Origin of the sequence: Roseovarius nanhaiticus (assembly GCF_900156535.1) — a bacterium.
In the GTDB taxonomy this organism is placed as follows: Bacteria; Pseudomonadota; Alphaproteobacteria; order Rhodobacterales; family Rhodobacteraceae; genus Roseovarius; species Roseovarius nanhaiticus.
In genome coordinates, this window is the sequence record NZ_FTNV01000001.1 from 1,551,223 (window position 1) to 1,569,443 (window position 18,221).

Annotated in this window: 20 protein-coding genes; 9 read left to right on the forward strand and 11 right to left on the reverse strand. The window is 65.9% G+C overall.

Annotated features, from left to right (window positions below; all coding sequences use genetic code 11):
* Positions 1-3: 3 nt before the first annotated feature.
* From BW975_RS07490 to BW975_RS07510, 5 genes are all read right to left on the reverse strand, one after another.
* Positions 4-480: a hemerythrin domain-containing protein gene (locus BW975_RS07490; protein WP_076532350.1), complete on the reverse strand. Its 477-nt coding sequence runs from the start codon at positions 478-480 to the stop codon at positions 4-6.
* Positions 481-543: 63 nt separating this feature from the next.
* Complete coding sequence (locus BW975_RS07495; protein WP_076532352.1) at positions 544-1,263, reverse strand: GNAT family N-acetyltransferase; 720 nt, start codon at positions 1,261-1,263, stop codon at positions 544-546.
* Positions 1,264-1,326: 63 nt separating this feature from the next.
* Positions 1,327-2,517: a DUF1501 domain-containing protein gene (locus tag BW975_RS07500; RefSeq protein ID WP_076532354.1), complete on the reverse strand. Its 1,191-nt coding sequence runs from the start codon at positions 2,515-2,517 to the stop codon at positions 1,327-1,329.
* A 4-nt stretch (positions 2,518-2,521) separates the two neighbouring features.
* Positions 2,522-3,904 (reverse strand): DUF1800 domain-containing protein, encoded by a 1,383-nt coding sequence (locus BW975_RS07505; RefSeq protein WP_076532356.1) that lies wholly within the window; start codon positions 3,902-3,904, stop codon positions 2,522-2,524.
* 99 nt (positions 3,905-4,003) lie between these two features.
* Complete coding sequence (locus BW975_RS07510) at positions 4,004-4,720, reverse strand: response regulator (protein ID WP_076532358.1); 717 nt, start codon at positions 4,718-4,720, stop codon at positions 4,004-4,006.
* A gap of 260 nt (positions 4,721-4,980) precedes the next feature.
* On the opposite strand from BW975_RS07510, the gene mce reads away from it, so the two are divergent.
* Positions 4,981-5,385, forward strand: coding sequence for a methylmalonyl-CoA epimerase (mce, locus tag BW975_RS07515; protein ID WP_076532360.1), 405 nt, complete (start codon positions 4,981-4,983; stop codon positions 5,383-5,385).
* Entirely contained in the window at positions 5,385-5,684 is a 300-nt protein-coding gene (locus BW975_RS07520; RefSeq protein ID WP_076532361.1) for a DUF1467 family protein, read from the forward strand. Before mce ends, BW975_RS07520 begins: the two co-directional genes overlap by 1 nt.
* Here the strand turns inward: BW975_RS07520 and BW975_RS07525 are convergent.
* The 3 genes from BW975_RS07525 to BW975_RS07535 all read right to left on the reverse strand — a co-directional run bounded on the left by BW975_RS07525 (position 5,635) and on the right by BW975_RS07535 (position 7,243).
* Complete coding sequence (locus tag BW975_RS07525) at positions 5,635-6,339, reverse strand: EI24 domain-containing protein (RefSeq protein ID WP_076532363.1); 705 nt, start codon at positions 6,337-6,339, stop codon at positions 5,635-5,637. The genes BW975_RS07520 and BW975_RS07525 overlap by 50 nt on opposite strands.
* Positions 6,336-6,908, reverse strand: coding sequence for a nitroreductase family protein (locus BW975_RS07530; RefSeq protein WP_076532365.1), 573 nt, complete (start codon positions 6,906-6,908; stop codon positions 6,336-6,338). The genes BW975_RS07525 and BW975_RS07530 overlap by 4 nt, the downstream gene beginning before the upstream one ends.
* A 77-nt stretch (positions 6,909-6,985) precedes the next feature.
* The gene (locus tag BW975_RS07535; protein ID WP_076532367.1) at positions 6,986-7,243 is read right to left on the reverse strand and encodes a hypothetical protein; all 258 of its coding nucleotides are present in this window, start codon (positions 7,241-7,243) and stop codon (positions 6,986-6,988) included.
* Positions 7,244-7,396: 153 nt separating this feature from the next.
* Between BW975_RS07535 and BW975_RS07540 the strand changes: the two genes are divergently transcribed.
* Entirely contained in the window at positions 7,397-8,110 is a 714-nt protein-coding gene (locus BW975_RS07540; protein WP_076533512.1) for a M48 family metallopeptidase, read from the forward strand.
* Positions 8,111-8,132: 22 nt separating this feature from the next.
* Positions 8,133-8,489, forward strand: a complete 357-nt coding sequence (locus BW975_RS07545) for a YigZ family protein (RefSeq protein WP_076533514.1) — start codon at positions 8,133-8,135, stop codon at positions 8,487-8,489.
* On the opposite strand, the gene trhA is transcribed toward BW975_RS07545, so the two are convergent.
* The gene (gene trhA, locus BW975_RS07550; protein ID WP_076532369.1) at positions 8,486-9,136 is read right to left on the reverse strand and encodes a PAQR family membrane homeostasis protein TrhA; all 651 of its coding nucleotides are present in this window, start codon (positions 9,134-9,136) and stop codon (positions 8,486-8,488) included. The two genes, BW975_RS07545 and trhA, sit on opposite strands and share 4 nt — an antisense overlap.
* Positions 9,137-9,236: 100 nt before the next feature.
* Positions 9,237-10,613 (reverse strand): 30S ribosomal protein S12 methylthiotransferase RimO, encoded by a 1,377-nt coding sequence (gene rimO, locus BW975_RS07555; RefSeq protein WP_076532371.1) that lies wholly within the window; start codon positions 10,611-10,613, stop codon positions 9,237-9,239.
* A gap of 96 nt (positions 10,614-10,709) precedes the next feature.
* Here rimO and BW975_RS07560 point away from each other — a divergent pair, with 96 nt between their 5' ends.
* Positions 10,710-12,719: an AsmA family protein gene (locus BW975_RS07560; protein WP_244512476.1), complete on the forward strand. Its 2,010-nt coding sequence runs from the start codon at positions 10,710-10,712 to the stop codon at positions 12,717-12,719.
* Between the two features lie 104 nt (positions 12,720-12,823).
* Here BW975_RS07560 and BW975_RS07565 read toward each other — a convergent pair whose 3' ends face one another.
* On the reverse strand, positions 12,824-13,450 hold the full coding sequence (locus BW975_RS07565; RefSeq protein ID WP_076532373.1) for a GcrA family cell cycle regulator: 627 nt from the start codon (positions 13,448-13,450) through the stop codon (positions 12,824-12,826).
* Between the two features lie 213 nt (positions 13,451-13,663).
* On the opposite strand from BW975_RS07565, the gene BW975_RS07570 reads away from it, so the two are divergent.
* The 4 genes from BW975_RS07570 to gndA all read left to right on the forward strand — a co-directional run bounded on the left by BW975_RS07570 (position 13,664) and on the right by gndA (position 18,220).
* The gene (locus tag BW975_RS07570) at positions 13,664-14,503 is read left to right on the forward strand and encodes an ABC transporter permease (protein WP_076532375.1); all 840 of its coding nucleotides are present in this window, start codon (positions 13,664-13,666) and stop codon (positions 14,501-14,503) included.
* A gap of 85 nt (positions 14,504-14,588) precedes the next feature.
* A complete protein-coding gene (locus BW975_RS07575) occupies positions 14,589-15,764 on the forward strand; it encodes an aspartate aminotransferase family protein (protein WP_076532377.1) in 1,176 nt (391 codons plus the stop codon).
* A gap of 62 nt (positions 15,765-15,826) precedes the next feature.
* On the forward strand, positions 15,827-16,753 hold the full coding sequence (argF, locus tag BW975_RS07580; protein ID WP_076532379.1) for an ornithine carbamoyltransferase: 927 nt from the start codon (positions 15,827-15,829) through the stop codon (positions 16,751-16,753).
* Between the two features lie 63 nt (positions 16,754-16,816).
* Positions 16,817-18,220, forward strand: a complete 1,404-nt coding sequence (gene gndA / locus BW975_RS07585) for an NADP-dependent phosphogluconate dehydrogenase (RefSeq protein ID WP_076532381.1) — start codon at positions 16,817-16,819, stop codon at positions 18,218-18,220.
* Position 18,221: the final 1 nt, after the last annotated feature.

The following is an 18,221-nucleotide window of genomic DNA, read 5'->3' on the forward strand; positions in this document are numbered from 1 at the left end:
GGGTCAGTCTTCCAGACTGTCCTCGCGCTTTTCCTCGATCAGCCCCATCTCCTCTTCCTTGCGCTTGGCGAACCGCTCGCCATAGCCTTTGATTTCGTCCTCGGGAATGACCTCGCGGGCGCGCGCAAAGACTTCGTTCTCTTCTTCGTCGATGTGATGTTCGTAATCGTGGCGCAGCTTCTTGAACTTCTCCAACCACGCGCCTTCGGACATATCCATCTCGCGCAGCTCTTCCATCAGATCGTCGATCTGCTGATGCTCATGCACCGAATGGCGGGCCGAATCCTGGCCCCATGTCTTGGAAATCAGCTTGGAGTAGAACGTCTCTTCCTCGGCGGCGCCGTGCGACTTGACGTCTGAGTAGAATTCTTCCCACGCCTTCTTGCGGTCTTCGGACGCGCCTGACGTGTCCGAGATCTTCTCCAAAAGCTCGCGGTGGTGGTCGTGGTCGGCTTTGATTGCGGAATAAATGTCACTCATGGCTACGGTCCTTTTCGCTGAGAGTTAGCGAATGAACGCAATGATGGCCCGGCGGTTCCGAGTTTAGCGCCGCAGGGCAGGATCGCTGGCCACCCGCACCAGCCGTGTCAGATCGCTCAGGGACGAGCGCTGGCGGTCCTGCGCGTCGAAATTCGAAGGATCGAGCCAAAGGCGAAACGCCTCGTCCAGAGCGGGCCATTCGGCGTCGATGGCGGCAAACCACGCGGTATCGCGGTTGCGCCCCTTGACCACCGTCGCCTGCCGGAAAACGCCCTCATAGCTGAAGCCCAGCCGCTCGGCGGCGCGGCGCGACGGCAGGTTGAGTGCGTCGCATTTCCACTCATACCGACGATAGCCCGCCTGAAACGCCCATTTCATCATCAGATACATCGCCTCGGTCGCCGCAATCGTGCGTTGGAGCCGGGGCGCCATGGCGATATAGCCCACCTCGATTGATCCCGCCGACGGCTGAACCCTCAAGTAGGAGGCAAAGCCGCCATACGCTTCTGCCTTGGTGTCGTAGATCGCGAAAAAGACGTAATCCGGCGAGGCGGTGATGTCGCGCATCCAGCGGTGGAACTGCGCCGAGGACGCGAACGGCCCGGCGGGCATGTAATCCCACACCTCGTCATGGCCGTCATAGGCGCGAAAGAGAAGGGCCGCATGCGCCTCGGCGCCCAGCGGCTCCAGCCGGGCATAACGGCCCATCATCGCCCGGCGCTCGGGCAAGGGCGGCGGGGTCCAGCCCTTGATCACGGGGCCGCGCGGGCGTTTCTCGCTCATGTCAATTCTCGCTCCTCAGGCCGGGTTGATCATAGGCGCCGGGGGCGTCGAGGAAAGCGAAAACTAGAGGATCAGCCGCGCGTCGGCGCCCATGTCGAGGCCAGGAAAGATGTCACGCTCCAGCGCGGCGATCTCGGTGTCGTAGAGATGCCGGATCATCCAGGCCAGATGCGCGCGCAGATCGCGCGTGGGGCGCAGATCGCGCCGCTCGAAGAGGTCCGCCTCGGCCAGTCCCGGCCAATCGGCCAACACTTGGCCGCCGCGCAGCGCGCCGCCCGCCATGATCATGGCGCCTGCCGTCCCATGGTCCGTCCCGCCCGAGCCGTTGAGGCGCACGGTGCGCCCGAATTCGGTGATGGCGACGACAGCCGTCTTTTGCCATGCGGGGCCCAGCCCGGTCTGCAAGGTGGTGATGGCACTGGCGAGCCGGTCCAGCGCGCGGGGCAGGCTGCGATGCTGGCTGGCATGGGTGTCGAACCCGGTCAGCGAAAAGGCCGCGATGCGCGCCTCTTCGCGCAGCCGCTCGGCGGCGAAGGCGGCGATGGCATCGGGGCGCGCGGCGGGCAGGGCGTTGGCGCTCATCATGTCTGCGGTGCTGGGCGCCTCCATGTCGGCGCTGCCCCCGGCGGACAGCTCCAGCGCCTCCATCGCGGCATCGCGAAAGAGCGGGTCGTCGTGCAGGATCCCTTCCAATAGGCGCTCGGCCTGTGGGCTGAGGATGAGCGCCGCGTCGGGCGACCAGTTGGATACGGGCGCCGCGCCCTGAAGCAGCAGCATGTCGCCGCGCCCCACCGCATAGGCCGTGCCCGCCTCGGCGCCTGGGATCTGCCGTAAAAGGCGATTAAGCCAGCCATCCCGCAGACGCCCCATCGCATCCATGCCGGTCCCGGCCTCGAGCATGTCCTGCCCGTCGAAATGGCTACGCTGGCCCTGATACGGGGTCGAGACGGCGTGCGCGAAAGCCAGCTCGCCCTTGTCCCAGAGCGGCTTCAGTGGCCCAAGGGCGGGGTGCATGCCGTAAAAACCCCCGAGGTCCAGCGCGTCGACCTCGGGCCGCAATGCGGCGTGGGCCGGATCGCCCAAAGGCGGCACCGCGCCGATGCCGTCCATCGCGCCGCGCAGGATGATTACGACGAGGCGCGCGTCGCCCGGCGTGCTGGCCAGCGTGACGGGCGTGACGAGGGGCGATGCGGCCAGAGAGCAGCCCATGGCGAGGCTGCGGGTCAGGAAATTGCGGCGGCTGAGGCGGGACATGGCGTCAAACCCTTTGAAAGGCGGGGGAGGCAAGGACAAGGCCGATCCCCTCGGCCCGCGTCTCGGCGCGCCGGGCGGCCCGCGCCACCGGTTCCGGCAAGGCAGGACCAAGCGCGTGCCGGGCGAAATGGCCTGGGTCGGGAAGCGTGCGGCGCAACTGGAATGGGACGGTCATCGCCCAGCCCAGCCGTGCGGCGAAACGCTGGGGCGTGATCCAGTCGGCATCCGCCTCAGGCCAGCCATCGGGGCCGGGTGGCCGGGCCTGGGGCTGCCCCATCAACTCAAGCGGAGCAAGGAAAAGCTGGTTCATCTCCTTGGCGTTCTCGGCCGGGACATGCGCGGCCACGAGGCCAAGCGCGCGCAGGGCGGAGCCGACGAAATCGACGGGCGGCTTTACGTTGCTACGCTCGGGTATCCAGGCGGCGGGATGCTCCAGCATGGCACGGGTCATCGCGGCCAAGTCGCCGCCTGTGGTCAGGAAGGCGCTGCGCATCGCCTCCACCAGCGCGGGATCGGGCTGATCCGAGATAAAATGCACAGCCATCTTGCGCGCCAGATGCTGCGCCGTGGCGGGATGATGAGCCAGCAGGTCGAGCGCGGCATGCACATGTGCCTCTTCAGGGTCCGGCCCGCCCAGCGGTTGGCCCAGGAGTACATGCGGCCCCGGCTCGGCCAGCGCGGCACGATAACTGTAGCCGCGCCCCAGCTTGTAGCTGAGCCCGGTCAGCAGCCGTGCCAGCGCGGCAACATCTGCCTGCTCGTACGGCCCGCCCGCGCCCAGCGTGTGCAGCTCCAGCAGCTCGCGTGCGAAATTCTCGTTCAGCCCGCCCCGGACCTTTTTCAAGGCCCGCGCGCTGTTCGGCCCTACGGATTTGCTCTGATCGAGATAGACCAGCATCAACGGCTCTTGGCTGACAGCGCGCAGCATATCCACAAAGCGCCCGGCGACATGCGGGCGGATGGCCGTCTCGACATAGGGAAGATGCGCTTCGGGCCAGACGAAGCCGGCACCGCGCGCGGTGAAGTGATCGGCCCAAAAGGCGGTCAGCCGCTCGCGCAGGCCATCGCCCGTGAGCACACGGCGACGCAGCATTTGCCCGGTCCAGCCGGCGGCCTCGGCGCGCGTGGCGCGGATCATCCGGCGATAGACCTTGCGCGCCTCGTCCTTTGCCTCTTGGCCCTCCACCTTGCGGCGCGCCTTGCGCGCAGCCTGCACATGGACCATCCGCTCAAGATAGGCGGCGGTATCCGGTATGGGAAACGCGTGGGCGGCCTCGTCCGGGCCGGCAAGCCGGGCCATCATCGCGTCAATCGAAGCGGGCGGATCAATGCCGGGCGCAAGGCCGCAACCGAACCGAATCTCGGCCTGATCGGGATCGAATGGCATGGCGCGCTCCGCTGGTCCGGGCGGGCCGTTCTGGCCCGCCGTGCCGCCATGATATCCGATGCGCGCTGCCGCGCCAGTGCGGCAGCAGGTCCGTCGGCGCTACATCGCCGCCCGGTTGCCCAGACGCTCCTGTACCATGCCGGCAATCTCGGCGAGGCGCGAATTCAGCGCCTTGCCGCCGCGCCGCTGGGCACCCAGTGCATCGGCGGCCTGCGCCAGTTGCCCGTCATCGGCCGAGCGTGCGACGCCGCCCAGAAATTGCGCCACATAATCCAGAACCGGCCCCTCGGAATGCTCGTCCAGCAGGTTCGACACGTGTACCATGTCATCGCGATAGGCCATCGGATCCGGGCGCACGTCCTCATTGCGCAGAAGGCGGGGTCCGGCAGGCTGTCTGTCATTCGGAAGGGTGGCGAGGATGGTTTGCTGGAAAACGCCCAGATTGATCAGGGGCTTGGCCAGAAACCCGTCCGCTCCTGCGGCCAGGGAGGCGGCCTCGGCGCCCTCGGTTCCGCTGGCCCCGAGTATCGAGGTCACGCGCGGCTCGGCCACCGCCAATTCCGCGATCAGATCGAGGCCCGAGCCGTCGGGCAGGCCCAGATCCACGATCACCGCGGTCGGACGATAGACTTGCAGATGCCGCCGCGCCGAGCGCAGGCAATCCGCGCGGCGGATGCGCGCGCCGGAATGCAGGCACATCAGGCGCATCGCGTCGCAGGCATAAAGGCTGTCTTCGACCACCAGAATAGTCATGCCCAAAAGGGGGCGGGCCGAGGTGGGGCAGGGGATCGGGGTCAGTCCGGGCAGATCGTCCATGGTTTCATCCTTTGGGTTGGCAGCTATCTGACCCTAAGCGTTACGCAGACTTGGCTAACGCAGGGTTAACGCCTGCGTCGAAAAGTCGGCGATGCTTGTGGATGGTGCTTTCAGGGTCCGCCACCCCCGCGCCGGCGCGCGTGGTCCGGTGCGACGCCGCGCCACTTGCCCTTGGCCACCGGGCGCCCCATAAAGTGATCATGTCGCAGGGCCGAACCAAGAGCAGGCTCTGCCACGGCCAGTAAAACAAAGGACCGCACATGATCGGACGTCTCAACCATGTGGCCATTGCAGTGCCGGATCTGGAAGCCGCCATGGCGCAGTATAGCGGCGCACTGGGCGCCAATGTCGGCGCGCCCCAGGACGAGCCGGACCATGGCGTGACCGTTGTTTTCATCGAATTGCCGAATACCAAGATCGAGCTGCTTTATCCCCTGGGCGACGAGAGCCCGATTCGCGGATTTCTGGACAAGAACCCCGCGGGCGGCATTCATCATGTCTGCTACGAGGTCGAGGACATCGCTGCCGCCGCTGCCCGCCTGACCGAAAGCGGCGCGCGCGTTCTGGGCAATGGCGCGCCCAAGATCGGCGCCCATGGCAAACCCGTGTTGTTCCTGCATCCCAAGGATTTCAACGGATGCCTCATTGAGTTGGAGGAAGTCTGATGGGCCCCGTTTCCGGCCTCGTTCTCTATGCCGTCATCTGGTTCATGACGTTTTTCGTCGCCATTCCCATTCGCCTCCAAACCCAAGGCGAAGCGGGCAAGACGGTGCCGGGCACGCATCACGGCTCGCCCGAGCGGCACGATCTCAAGAAGAAGGCCTGGATCACCACCGGCGTCGCCTTCGTCATATGGGCCATTCTGGCGTGGATCATCCTCGGGGGTGTCATCTCGATGGATGATATCGACCTTTTCAGCCGGTTCGGGCCGGGTCCGATCGAAGAGCGTGGACTAGGTGGGTAAAGGTCGCGGCGCCAAGGATCGGAATCAGGAGGTTGATCAGCGGCACCGATAGCGGAATCGCCATCAAGACGCCCGCCGCCCAAACCGTCAGCCAATGCCGGCGGCGCAGATCCTGCGCGCCGGCGCGGCCAAGCCTGCGCATCGCGGCCAGCTGAAAATATTCGCGCCCCAGAAGATAGCCGTTCAACCCCCAAAAGATGGCAAACGCCCCAAAGGGCAGCGCAATATAAAGGATCAGCGCCAAGAGGTTTGCGCCGATCAGAACGCCCAGAAATCCTGCCGTGTCGCGCAGCGCGTCGGACCATGGCATGGGCGCGACCGGGGGAAGCGCGGGATAATGCCGCGCCTCGACCGCCGCCGCGACGTCTTCCAGAAACAGCGAGGTGATCGCGGAGGCAACGGGCACCATCAGAAAAATCGACATGATCATCATGGCGACAAGGCTGCTCCAGCCCAAGAGGTCATCCAGCCAGCGCACCTCGCCCACCAACGGCAGGGTCACGGCATCGCCCGTCAGCCAGGAAATCGCAATCAGCACCAGCGCATAGACCGCGAAAAGCAGCGCAATGGTCAGCGCCAACCCCAAGATCAGCACACGGCGAAAGCGCGGATCGCCCAGCTGGCCGAGCGCCTTGGCAAAGGCAGTCAGGATCATGCCTCGACCCAGGTTGTGATGGCGCCCAGATCGGGGCGCGGACGCTCGGGCGGGGCGCTTGTTTCGGTACCGATATGGATCAGGCCGGCGATACGCTCGTGGGGGGCAAGGCCCATGACGCCCTCGGCAAAGGCGCGGTCATGGCTGGCCCAACCGCTGAGCCAATTGGCACCCCATCCCGACGCAAGCGCGGCGTTGAGCAGCGCGAGGCAGACGGCGCCCGCGGAATAGGTTTGTTCGATGGCGGGGATCTTGGGGGAGGGGCGCTGGACCTCGATCACCGCCACGGCCAGATGTGCGTCCCGGAACTGCGCCTGCGCCTTTTCCAACGCCTCCGGGTCTTGCGCGCCGTTCAGCCCGGCGATCTCACCCGCGATGCGCGTCAGCGCCGCGCGCTCCAGCACGAGAAAGCGCCACGGCTCCAGCTTGCCATGATCGGGCGTGCGCGCTGCCATCTCGAGGATCGGCATCAGCTCGGCGCGGGACGGGATCGGCAGGCCCAGCGTCTTGGCGGGGCGCGAGCGACGCGTCGCCAGAAAATCCAGCACGTCGGGGCGGGGAGTTGGCATGTGTAGGCTCCGGCTTTTGCTTTTGTCCTGATGGGCGTTATGCGCTTGCCCTTATGTCGGGCGCCCGGTGCGCCGGGTCAAGGGCGCGCCGTGCCATTCGGGCCGCGCGGCACGCTGGTATAGACGCCTTCGGGCAGGTTCAGCGCCGCGGCCAGATCGCGCAGCTGCGTCATGGAGAGGGTGATGTCGCGCATCTCGCCCAGTCGGGCGTCAAATTGGCGGACCACGATGCACTCCTCGAAGGCCTCGATCACGACGTCCTCCTGCAAGGGCGCGGCGCCCTCATCGACAAGGGTGATGACGCTGGCGTCAAATTCATGCTCGATGGAAAACATGGCGCGCTCCTTGGATGGCTGTCGCGGCCCTTGCCGCGCTCGCGCTCAGGGTGGCGGCATCGGCGGCGCCTTGCAAGGGCGGCGCAATCGCTCTGGTCCTCGCGCAACAGGGTGGCTAGGATGGGGAAAATTGCGATTGTCCGGAGGATTTCGATGCGAAAGCTCACTCTGCTTTGCGTGCTGGCACTGGCCGCATGCGATGCCCCTGCGCCCACCAGCGGCCGGGCGCCCGGTCAGGCGACCGCCGCCGCCCCGTCCAAGCCACCTGCCACGCCGACCTCTGCCAAGATCGCGCAGTTTAAATCCGTCGTCGCGGCGGTCGAGCCGGTGGCCGAGCGCGAGTGCAACGCGCGCACCAGCAACATCAACTGTGATTTTCGAATTGTCGTCGATGATCGCCCCGGCCAGCCGGCCAACGCGTTCCAGACGGTCGACAAGCAGGGCCGCCCCATCCTGGCCTTCAACCTCGCGCTGATTGCCGAGGTGCGCAACCGCGACGAACTGGCCTTTGTCATGGGCCATGAGGCGGCTCATCACATCGCCGGACATCTGGACCGGCAGCGCAGCAACGCCATGACCGGCGCCATCCTTCTGGGCGGGCTTGCGGCCATCACGGGCGCGGGTCAGAGCACCGTGCAAAGCGCAACCGATATTGGCGCCGGCCTCGGTGCGCGCACCTACTCCAAGGATTACGAGCTGGAGGCGGATGCGCTGGGCACAGTCATCACCAGGCGCGCTGGCTACAATCCCGTGCGCGGTGCTGAATTCTTTACCCAGATCGCAGATCCGGGCGACCGCTTCCTCGGCACGCACCCACCCAACGCGCAGCGCATCGAGACAGTGAGGCGTGTCGACGCCGGGCTTTGATCCCGGCGTGGCGGGCCCCCGCATCTATCAACTGACCGGCGTGGTCAGCGACCGGGGATCGAAATACGCGGTCTCCGGTGGTGCCGCCGCGTCGCGCGAAGACGCGGACGCGTTTCTCAAGCACCTGAAGCGGGACAAGAAATTCGCCAAGGCAACCCATAACACCTGGGCTGTGATCCTACCGGACGGCACACCGCTGAAGGGCGACGATGGTGAGGCAGGGGCGGGCATGGTGATCGTGCGCATGCTCGAACGCGAGGGGCTGAACGGCTACATCGTGGTCGTGACGCGCTGGTACGGTGGCAAGCATCTGGGCGGTGACCGCTTTCGCCATGTGCAGGCATGCGTCGAGGCATGGCTGGCCGAGTTTGCGCGCTAGGAGGGGGCCGGCAGCAGACCCGCCGCGCTGACGATCCCGCCAAAGAAGCAGGCCGAGGCCATCAGAACGAAAACGTGCCAGATCGCGTTGGAATAGCGCAGCTTTTCCCACGTATAAAAGGCCAGTCCCGCCGTATAGAGCAGGCCGCCCGCAAGGAGGAAACCTAGGCTGAGCCAAGGCAGGATCCAGATCAGCGGCACGAACAGGGTCAGCCCGAGCCATCCAAGCACCAGATACGGCAGAAAGCCCGTGTGCATCCGCCCCGGCCCCGTCGCCAGCTTGGCCGCGGCGCCCGCCAGCGCCAGCGCCCAGACCACGCTTAGGGTGACATATCCAAACGCGGTCCCGAGAAGGGCCGCAAGCGGCGTGAACGTGCCCGCAATCTTGACGTAGATTGCCGCGTGATCCAACCGCCGCAGCGCAGGGCGCAGCACGGTATGGGCCAGCATGTGATAGGCGCCTGACGCGCTTAGCATGATCATGAGAGCGGCGGAATAAACGGCGAGCGCCGCCCAGATCCCCGCATCCGCCGTGCCGGGCATTTGCAAAAATAGCCGAGCGACGGCTGCAATGCCAAGGGCAATACCAATGCAATGCACGATGGCATCGGCCAACCGCTCACCACGGGAATAGGCGGGATAGGACATCAGATGGCGTCCCTCTCAGGTCGAAATGTGACGATAGCCGCGCCGGAGCATCCGCCGCATGACCAGCATCTGACACCGATCGCGCCGTTTTCAAGCCCACCTAGCGGAGGCGCGCGCCCCAAAGGTCATACTCGCCCGCCTCGTCCACTTCGACACGCACCAGATCACCGACGCTGAGGCCCTCGGTATCCTCGTCGATAAAGAGGTTGCCGTCGATCTCGGGCGCATCGGCCTTTGTGCGGCAGGTCGCAATACCGTCCTCATCGATATCGTCGATCAGGACGTCTTGCACGGATCCAACCTTGGCTGCCAATTTCTCTACCGAAATGGCCTGCGCCTTTTCCATAAAACGATCCCACCGCTCCTGCTTGACCGCGTCCGGCACGTGATCCGGCAGATCGTTCGAGCGCGCGCCAGCGACATTCTCGTACTGGAAACAGCCGACGCGATCGAGTTGCGCCTCGTCCAGCCAGTCGAGCAGGGTCTGAAACTCGGCTTCCGTCTCACCCGGATAACCGACGATGAAGGTGCTGCGCAGCGTGATGTCTGGACAAATGTCGCGCCAGGCCGCGATCTCGTCCAGCGTCTTGGCCGCAGCAGCGGGGCGGGCCATGCGGCGCAAGACATCGGGATGCGCGTGCTGGAAGGGAATATCGAGATAGGGCAGCACGAGGCTCTCCGCCATTAGCGGAATGAGGTTGCGCACATGCGGATAGGGATAGACGTAATGCAGCCGCACCCACGCGCCCAGACTGCCCAGATCGCGCGCCAGATCAGTGATATGCGCGCGGTGGCCACGCTCCTCTGCATGCTTGATATCGACGCCGTAGGCGGAGGTATCCTGGCTGATGACCAGCAGTTCCTTGACCCCGTTCTCGACCAGCTTTTCCGCCTCGCGCATCACCGCATGCGCCGGGCGCGACGCAAGCCGACCGCGCATGTCGGGGATGATGCAGAACTTGCACTTGTGATTGCAACCCTCTGAAATCTTTAGGTAAGAGTAATGTCGCGGCGTCAGGCTGACACCCGAGGCTGGCAGAAGGTCGATATAGGGATCGGGCCGCGGGGGCACGGCGGCATGCACGGCGTCCAGCACCTGCTCATACTGGTGCGGGCCGGTCACGGCCATGACGCTGGGATGCGCGCCGGTGATGTATTCGGGCTCTGCCCCGAGGCAGCCGGTGACGATGACGCGGCCGTTCTCGGCCAGCGCCTCGCCGATGGCGGCAAGGCTTTCGGCCTTGGCGCTGTCCAGAAACCCGCACGTGTTGACGATCACCGCATCCGCGCCGGTATAATCGGGCGAGATGCCATATCCCTCGGCACGTAGCCGCGTCAGGATGCGCTCGCTGTCGACCAGCGCCTTGGGACAGCCCAGCGACACCATGCCGATATGCGGCTGCCCCTCGCGGCGGGGGGCGGGGGTCAGGCGGGCGCGGGCCAGATCGGGCCGCAGATCGGGGGGATTTGTGCTCATTGGCGCGATATAGACGCTCCGGGCTGGCGGCAAAAGGGGCAAACTATTGCCGCGCCGCGGGCGCGCGCCTAAGCTGCCCCGCAAAAGGGCGCCGCAATGCCCGAGACAGCGAGGCTGCACATGAAATTCCTGACCAAGATCATCGGCTTCGTCCTGGTTGCGGCGCTTCTGGCCGTGGGCGCGCTCTTTTTCCTGCCGGGCGAACGGATCGCGCGCATCGCCGCCGAGCGGATCAGCACCATGACGGGCCGCGAGGTCACGATGACGGGCGATACCTCGATCAGTTTCTACCCGGTTCTGGGCATCAGCACGGGCCGCACGACCATCGCCAATGCCGATTGGGCCAGCGGAGGCCCCATGCTCGAAGCGGACAGTTTCAAGGTGGGCGTCGATCCCGTGGCCCTGATCGGCGGCGAAGTGCGTATCACCGGCCTCGAGGTCGCGCGCCCCCGCATCGTGATCGAGCGGGACGCGAATGGCCGGGGCAACTGGGAAATCGGCGTCGACGGCGTGGCCCAATCGGGGCAGGGCGCAGGCGGCGGCGCAGGCGGTTCAGGCGGCGAGGCGGCGCAGTCGCGCGCCTTGGCCCTGACGCTGGACCGGGCGCTTATCACCGATGCGTCGGTCACCTATATCGACGCGCGCAGCGGCACCCGGCAACAGATGTCGGGCGTCAGCCTGGAACTGCGCTGGCCCGATTACAACGGTGAGGCGACGTTCGATCTGGTCCTGCGGCCCGCCGATCAGGACGTGCGCTTTGCGGGAACGATCAATCAGCTTGGCCCGCTGATCGAGGGCGGCGTGTCACCCCTCGACGTCACCGTGTCCACGGATGGCGTCACCCTCAGGCTTGACGGCCGCGCCAGCGCCGCGCCGCAACTGGACGCGCGCATGACGGCGGACATCGACAGCACCGCCCGCTTCATGGGCGCGCTTGGCCTGCCGCCGGCCGATCTGCCCCGGGGGCTGGGCCGCGAAATCTCGGCCACGGGTCAGCTGAGCGTGACCGAGGATCTCCGCATCTCCCTGCGCGACATGACGCTGGGCCTTGGCGGCAACACCCTGACCGGCGCGCTTGATGTGGTGACCGCAGGCACCCGCCCGCGCCTCACCGCGCGGCTGGATGCGGGCGCGCTGGACCTCGCCATGCTCTCGCCCGGCGGTGGCGGCGGCGGCGGCCCCGCACCGGCCAGCGGCGATGATGGCTGGTCGCGCGCGCCTATCAATGCCAGCGCGCTGGGCCTTGCCGATGCGGATATCGCGCTGACTGCCGATAGCCTCGATCTGGGCCAGTTCACCTTCGGCGCCGCCGATATCGGCCTCACCATCGACAATGCGCGCGCCGTCGCAACGCTGCGCCGGCTCGAGGGCTATGGCGGCGCGCTGACGGGGCAGGCGGTGGCCAACAACCGCTCGGGCCTATCGGTGGGCGGCGATCTCGAGGCGCGCGGCATCGATATGGAGCGCTTCCTGACCGATGCCGCGGGGATCACACGCTTTTCCACCACCGGCACCCTGGCGGTCGATTTTCTGGGCGTCGGCCAATCGGTGCACGACATCATGAACAGTCTCAGCGGCAATCTCAGCGTCGCCACCGGGCGCGGGGTCATTTCGGGCTTCGACCTCGACCGCCTGATGCGCACCGGCGATGGCAGCGGCGGCACCACCGTTTTTGATCAGACGGGCGCCAGCTTCGTGATCGAGGGGGGCAACATGCGCGGCGATGATCTCAGGATGTCGATGCCGCTGGCCACCGCGACCGGCAAGGGCCGCATCGGCCTTGGTGCGCGCGATATCGACTATCTCTTCACGCCCGTCCTTCTGCAAGGCGAGAACAGCCGCGGCCTTGCCATCCCGGTCAGCATAACCGGCCCATGGTCAAATCCACGCATCCGGCCCGATCTGGAAAAGGCGATTGACCTCAACCTGCGCGAAGAACGCAAGGAGCTTGAGAAGAAGGCCCGCGAGGAGGTGGACCGCGAGATCGACAAATTCGTCGAGAAGGAGCTGGGCGTCACCCGGCAAGAAGGCCGGTCGGTTGAAGATGCGCTGAGGGACAGTGTCAAGGATCAGGCTGTCAAGGAGCTCTTCAAGCTCTTCGACTGACTGCCCGTCTTCATCTTGGCAGAAATACTCGCGCCGCAGGCATCCCCAGACCTGCAAAAGCCCCGCCGGATCGGACGGGGCTCTAGGCAGGTCATAAAAACCGTTTAGCGCCGGCGATCCCGACGCGAACTCATCGGCTGGAACGCGACGCCCACATGCGCCTCGCAATAGGGCTTGCCGGCCTGAGAGGGCAGGCCGCAGAACCAGAAATCATCTGTGGCCGGATCGCCCACGGGCCATTTGCAGGTGCGCGACGTCAGCTCCATCAAAGACAGCTTTTTGGCTTTCTTCTCGACTTCACTGACTTTGGCGAGCGCCTTGGGATCGATCTCATTGGTCGAGGGCTGCGGCGGCAGGGGCTGACCTGCGGGAATGATCGGCTTGATCCGGGTCACGGGCGCGGCGGGCGCCTCCTCGGCCTTGTCTTCTTCGGGCGCAGGGGCCGGATCTGCCTTGGCGGGATGTGCCGACGCGGATTTTGCTGCGGGCTTGGACGGCTTTGCCGCGGGTTTGGGTGCGGGTTTTGGCGTCTCGGACGCGGGCGCCTCGGAGGCGGCACTGGCCCCGGCACTGCCCGCACCGCCATTGCGGTTCGACAGGCCCAAGCGGTGCACCTTCCCGATCACGGCGTTACGCGTCACGCCGCCCAGCTCTTTCGCGATCTGGCTGGCGGATTGGCCCTCGCCCCACATTCTCTTCAGCGTCTCGACGCGTTCGTCGCTCCAGGACATAGGCGGCCCGTTCCTTACCTCTGGGATGCGCGGCCTTCGGGGCAGCGCTTTCCCGTAAATTTCAAGAGTGCTCTATTCTAATCACTCATGTCCGAGTTACAAGGTGTCGAATCGGCCCCGCCGAGCTCTTGGCGCCCCGCCGAACGCCCGCATACTGCGCGGCCTATCCGAGCCGCCACGTCCGCGCGCCGCAAAAGACAAATGAGGCATGACATGCAGACCCGATCCTCCGATGCCGCCAGCCGCCCCGCCCGTGATTTCACCGATATGGGCACTCGCCGTTTCGGCGCGGTCAACTGGCTTGGTCTTGGCACACTTTGCTGGCGCGAGATCATGCGCTTCACCGCCGTCTGGACGCAGACGCTGCTGGCGCCGCTGGCCACCGCCGCTCTCTTCCTTGTCATCTTTACGATCGCCATTGGCCCCACGCGCGGCGATGTGATGGGCGTGCCGTTCACGCATTTCATCGCGCCGGGCATCCTTATGATGACCGTGATTCAGAACGCCTTTGCCAACACCTCGTCTTCGATCGTGATCGGAAAGGTGCAAGGCAATATCGTCGACACCCTCATGCCGCCCCTCAGCCCGGCCGAGCTGGTCACTGGCTATCTTGTCGGTGCCATCGGACGCGGCCTTTTTGTGGCGGTGGCCATCTCGGCAGGCATCGCCATCTTCCTCGGCATCATGCCGCTGCATCCCTTCATGCTGATCGGCTATGTCATTCTCGGCTCGGCTTTCATGGGGGCAGTCGGCATCGTCGCGGGGATTTTTGCCAACAAGTTTGATCAGATGGCCGCGATCACGAATTTCGTCGTAACCCCGCTCGCGTTTCTGTCCGGCACCTTCTACTCAGTCGAAGCGCTGCCCCCGGTGCTGAACGAGATCACCCATTTCAACCCGATTTTCTACCTGATCGACGGGCTGCGCTATTCGGTGCTGGGCGTGTCTGACAGCGCCCCTGCACTCGGGGCCACCATTGCGCTTCTCTCGACGCTGGCGGTGTCGGGGATCGCGCTTGCGATGTTCATGCGGGGCTACCGGCTCAAGGCGTAACGGGGCCAGCGGCGCCGCGCCGCCGAGTTGACAGGCGCGCGTGCCTGCGGCACTCCTTGGCGCCTGACCCAAAGGAACTGCCGCCATGATCCCGTCCATCCTGCCCACCTATAATCGCGCGCCGCTCAGCTTTGTCCGAGGCGAGGGCGCCTGGCTGATCGAGGCGGACGGCAGGCGATTTCTCGATCTCGGCGCCGGGATCGCCGTCAATGCGCTGGGCCACGCACACCCCGCGCTGGTCGCGGCGCTGACCGCGCAGGCAGGCACGCTTTGGCACACCTCGAACCTCTACCAGATCCCCGCGCAGCAAGAGCTGGCAGACCGGCTGACTGCCGCCACCTTTGCCGATACGGTCTTTTTCACCAACTCCGGCACCGAGGCGTGCGAGTTGGCCGTCAAGATGGCGCGCCGTCATTTCCATGACGCGGGCCAGCCCGACCGCACCCAGATCATCGCATTCGAAGGCTCGTTCCACGGCCGCTCCTCGGCCGGGATCGCGGCGGCAGGCTCGGAAAAGATGACGCATGGCTTCGGCCCGCTCCTGCCGGGCTTTACGCATCTGCCCTGGGGCGATCACGACGCGCTTCAGGGCGCCATCACGGGCCAAACCGCCGCCATCCTGATCGAGCCGGTGCAGGGCGAGGGCGGCATCCGCCCGCTGCCCGATCAATGCCTCAAGGGCCTGCGCGATCTCTGCGACGAACGCGGCATCCTGCTGATCCTTGACGAGGTGCAATGCGGCATGGGCCGCACGGGCCGCCTCTTTGCCCATGAATGGGCCGGTGTGGAGCCCGACATCATGATGGTCGCCAAGGGTATCGGCGGCGGCTTTCCCTTGGGCGCGGTGCTGGCCACCGAACACGCCGCCAGCGCCATGGTGGCGGGCACCCACGGCTCCACCTATGGAGGCAACCCGCTGGCCTGTGCTGTTGGCAACGCGGTGATGGAGGAGGTGGCGACCGAGGCGTTTCTGCAATCCGTGCGCGCTCGCGCCGGATACATGCGCCAACGGCTCGAGGCGCTGGTTGCCGCACACCCGGACGTGTTTGAGGCCGTGCGCGGCACCGGGTTGATGCTGGGCCTCAAATGCAAGGCGCCCAACACGGATGTGCTGGCTGCCTGCTACGATCAGCTCCTTTGCACCGTCCCCGCCGCCGATAACGTGCTGCGCCTGCTGCCCCCGCTCAATATCACCGAGGCCGAAATCGCCGAGGCGCTCTCCCGCCTCGACAAAGCCGCCAGCACGCTTTCTTCTTGCTGAAAATATCCTACGGGGGTGCGGGGGTGTAAAACCCCTGCCGCCGCCCGCAACGGGACCTGCACATGAACCATTTTCTCGACATCCACAAAACCGATCCCGCTGCGCTGCGCGGCATCATCGACAATGCCGCCGCGATGAAGACGGCCCGCGCGGGCCGCACGCGCGGCGCGTCAGATGACGAGCTGCCTCTGGCGGGACGGATGGTCGCGCTCATCTTCGAGAAACCCTCGACGCGCACGCGCGTCAGCTTCGATGTGGGCGTGCGCCAGATGGGCGGGCAGTCCATGCTGCTCTCGGGCACCGAAATGCAGCTGGGCCATGGCGAGACCATCGCCGACACGGCCCGCGTCCTCAGCCGTTACGTCGATCTCATCATGATCCGCACCTTCGACGAGTCGGTCCTGATCGAGATGGCGGATTACGCCGATGTGCCCGTCATCAATGGCCTGACCGACCGCACCCATCCCTGCCAGATCATGGCCGATATCCTCACCTATGAGGAGCATCGCGGACCAATCAAAGGCAAGAAGGTCGTCTGGTCGGGCGATGGCAACAATGTTTGCGCATCCTTTTTGCATGCGGCGGCGCAGTTCGGCTTCGACCTCACTTTTACCGGGCCGGTCCAGCTGGAGCCCGAGCAGGAGTTCATCGGCCTCGCCCGCAAGGCCGGCGCGCGCATCACGGTCGAGCGGGATCCGCACAAGGCGGTCGCGGGCGCCGATCTGGTCGTTACGGATACCTGGGTCAGCATGCATGACAGCCAATCCGCCAAGGAGCGGCGCCATAACATGCTGCGCCCCTATCAGGTGAATGAGGCATTGATGGCCTCGGCCAAGCCCGACGCGCTGTTCATGCACTGCCTGCCGGCCCACCGCGAGGAAGAGGTCACGAGCGCCGTCATGGATGGCCCCGGCTCGGTCGTCTTCGACGAGGCCGAGAACCGCCTTCACGCGCAGAAGGCGATCATGCGCTGGTGCCTCGGCGTCTGAGCGCCGCCTTGCAAACGCCCGCGCCGCGCGCCTAGGCTGCAGCCATAGCAGGGGGAGTGCGACATGACACAAGCGGCACGTATCGGCATTTACGGCCTCGGCACGATGGGCAGCGCATTGGCGCTGAACATGGCCGAACAGGGCTTTGACGTTGCTGTCGCCAATCGTGAGGCCGACTGGCTGCCGGCGTTCATGTCCGAGGCGGGCGATCTTGCCCGGCGCCTGCACCCACACGAGACTCTGGAAGCCTTCGTCGCGGGCTTGGCCCTGCCGCGCATCATTCTTTTCATGATCCCCTCGGGCGCGCCAATGGATGCGATGATCGAGGCGGTTCTGCCGCTGCTGTCGCCCGGGGACACGATCATCGACGGCGGCAACGCCGATTTCCACGCCACCCGCCGCCGCAATGCGGACCTTTCCGCGCGCGACATTCACTTCGTCGGGATGGGGGTCTCGGGCGGTGAGGCCGGGGCGCGGCACGGTCCCTCGATGATGGTGGGCGGCAGCGATCACAGCTGGGCACAGCTGGGACCCATTCTTACAGCCATCGCCGCGCGTCACGAGGGCGATCCCTGCGCCGCGCATCTGGGCCCGGACGGTGCCGGTCATTTCGTCAAGACGGTGCATAACGGCATCGAGTACGCCGACATGCAGGTCATCGCCGAGATCTACGGTCTCATGCGCTATGGCCTCGTGCGCGCCCCGCACGAGATAGGCGAGGCCTTCGCGCGGTGGAACGCGGGCCCGCTGCGCTCATACCTCACCGAGATCACCGCCGAGCTTCTGGGCTACCGCGATCCCGTGACGGGGCACCCTGCGATCGACGTGATCAAGGACGCTGCCGGCCAGAAGGGCACCGGGCGCTGGACAGTGATCGAAGCCGTGCGGCTTGGTCAGTCGGCCAGCATGATCGACGCGGCCGTGGCGGCGCGGAGCTGGTCCTCGGAAAAACAGACGCGCGTCGCGATCGAGGGGGCCCTGGGCGGCGCGCGCAGTGCGCTGGATCTGGGCGAGGACGTGCTGGAGCGAGCTTTTCTGGCCGCACGCATCCTGTGCTACGCGCAGGGCTTTCGCATTCTGAAAGCGGCGAGCGAGGAATATGGCTGGAGTCTCGATCTCGCGCGCATCGCCGAAATCTGGCGCGCGGGCTGCATCATCCGCTCGGACCTTCTGGACGACATCGCGCTTGCGTTTCACCAGGATCTAGAAGGCGGCCAGCTCATTCTCGCGCCCGCTATGGCCTCCGAGCTGGAGCGCACCATCCCCGCGCTGCGCCGCACCGTCGCGGCGGCGGTCACCGGCGGTCACGCGGCCCCGGCGCTGAGTGCCGCCATCGGCTGGTTCGACACCATGCGTCAAGGTCGGGGCACAGCCGATCTGATCCAGGCACAGCGCGATTTCTTTGGCCATCATGGGTTTGAAAGACTTGGTGAGGCGGGATCGCATCATGGGCCATGGTGGGACTGAC

Excerpts from the sequence above, each read along its gene's own strand:
- BW975_RS07565 (WP_076532373.1), bottom strand. The coding sequence starts at position 13,450 with ATGTCCTGGAGCGACGAACGCGTCGAGACGCTGAAGAGAATGTGGGGC.
- gndA (WP_076532381.1), top strand. The coding sequence starts at position 16,817 with ATGACACAAGCGGCACGTATCGGCATTTACGGCCTCGGCACGATGGGC.
- mce (WP_076532360.1), top strand. The coding sequence starts at position 4,981 with ATGATCGGACGTCTCAACCATGTGGCCATTGCAGTGCCGGATCTGGAA.
- BW975_RS07505 (WP_076532356.1), bottom strand. The coding sequence starts at position 3,904 with ATGCCATTCGATCCCGATCAGGCCGAGATTCGGTTCGGTTGCGGCCTT.
- BW975_RS07530 (WP_076532365.1), bottom strand. The coding sequence starts at position 6,908 with ATGCCAACTCCCCGCCCCGACGTGCTGGATTTTCTGGCGACGCGTCGC.
- BW975_RS07495 (WP_076532352.1), bottom strand. The coding sequence starts at position 1,263 with ATGAGCGAGAAACGCCCGCGCGGCCCCGTGATCAAGGGCTGGACCCCG.
- trhA (WP_076532369.1), bottom strand. The coding sequence starts at position 9,136 with ATGTCCTATCCCGCCTATTCCCGTGGTGAGCGGTTGGCCGATGCCATC.
- BW975_RS07525 (WP_076532363.1), bottom strand. The coding sequence starts at position 6,339 with ATGATCCTGACTGCCTTTGCCAAGGCGCTCGGCCAGCTGGGCGATCCG.
- BW975_RS07520 (WP_076532361.1), top strand. The coding sequence starts at position 5,385 with ATGGGCCCCGTTTCCGGCCTCGTTCTCTATGCCGTCATCTGGTTCATG.
- BW975_RS07540 (WP_076533512.1), top strand. The coding sequence starts at position 7,397 with ATGCGAAAGCTCACTCTGCTTTGCGTGCTGGCACTGGCCGCATGCGAT.
- BW975_RS07490 (WP_076532350.1), bottom strand. The coding sequence starts at position 480 with ATGAGTGACATTTATTCCGCAATCAAAGCCGACCACGACCACCACCGC.
- BW975_RS07575 (WP_076532377.1), top strand. The coding sequence starts at position 14,589 with ATGATCCCGTCCATCCTGCCCACCTATAATCGCGCGCCGCTCAGCTTT.
- BW975_RS07500 (WP_076532354.1), bottom strand. The coding sequence starts at position 2,517 with ATGTCCCGCCTCAGCCGCCGCAATTTCCTGACCCGCAGCCTCGCCATG.
- rimO (WP_076532371.1), bottom strand. The coding sequence starts at position 10,613 with ATGAGCACAAATCCCCCCGATCTGCGGCCCGATCTGGCCCGCGCCCGC.
- BW975_RS07535 (WP_076532367.1), bottom strand. The coding sequence starts at position 7,243 with ATGTTTTCCATCGAGCATGAATTTGACGCCAGCGTCATCACCCTTGTC.
- BW975_RS07510 (WP_076532358.1), bottom strand. The coding sequence starts at position 4,720 with ATGGACGATCTGCCCGGACTGACCCCGATCCCCTGCCCCACCTCGGCC.
- BW975_RS07570 (WP_076532375.1), top strand. The coding sequence starts at position 13,664 with ATGCAGACCCGATCCTCCGATGCCGCCAGCCGCCCCGCCCGTGATTTC.
- BW975_RS07560 (WP_244512476.1), top strand. The coding sequence starts at position 10,710 with ATGCCCGAGACAGCGAGGCTGCACATGAAATTCCTGACCAAGATCATC.
- argF (WP_076532379.1), top strand. The coding sequence starts at position 15,827 with ATGAACCATTTTCTCGACATCCACAAAACCGATCCCGCTGCGCTGCGC.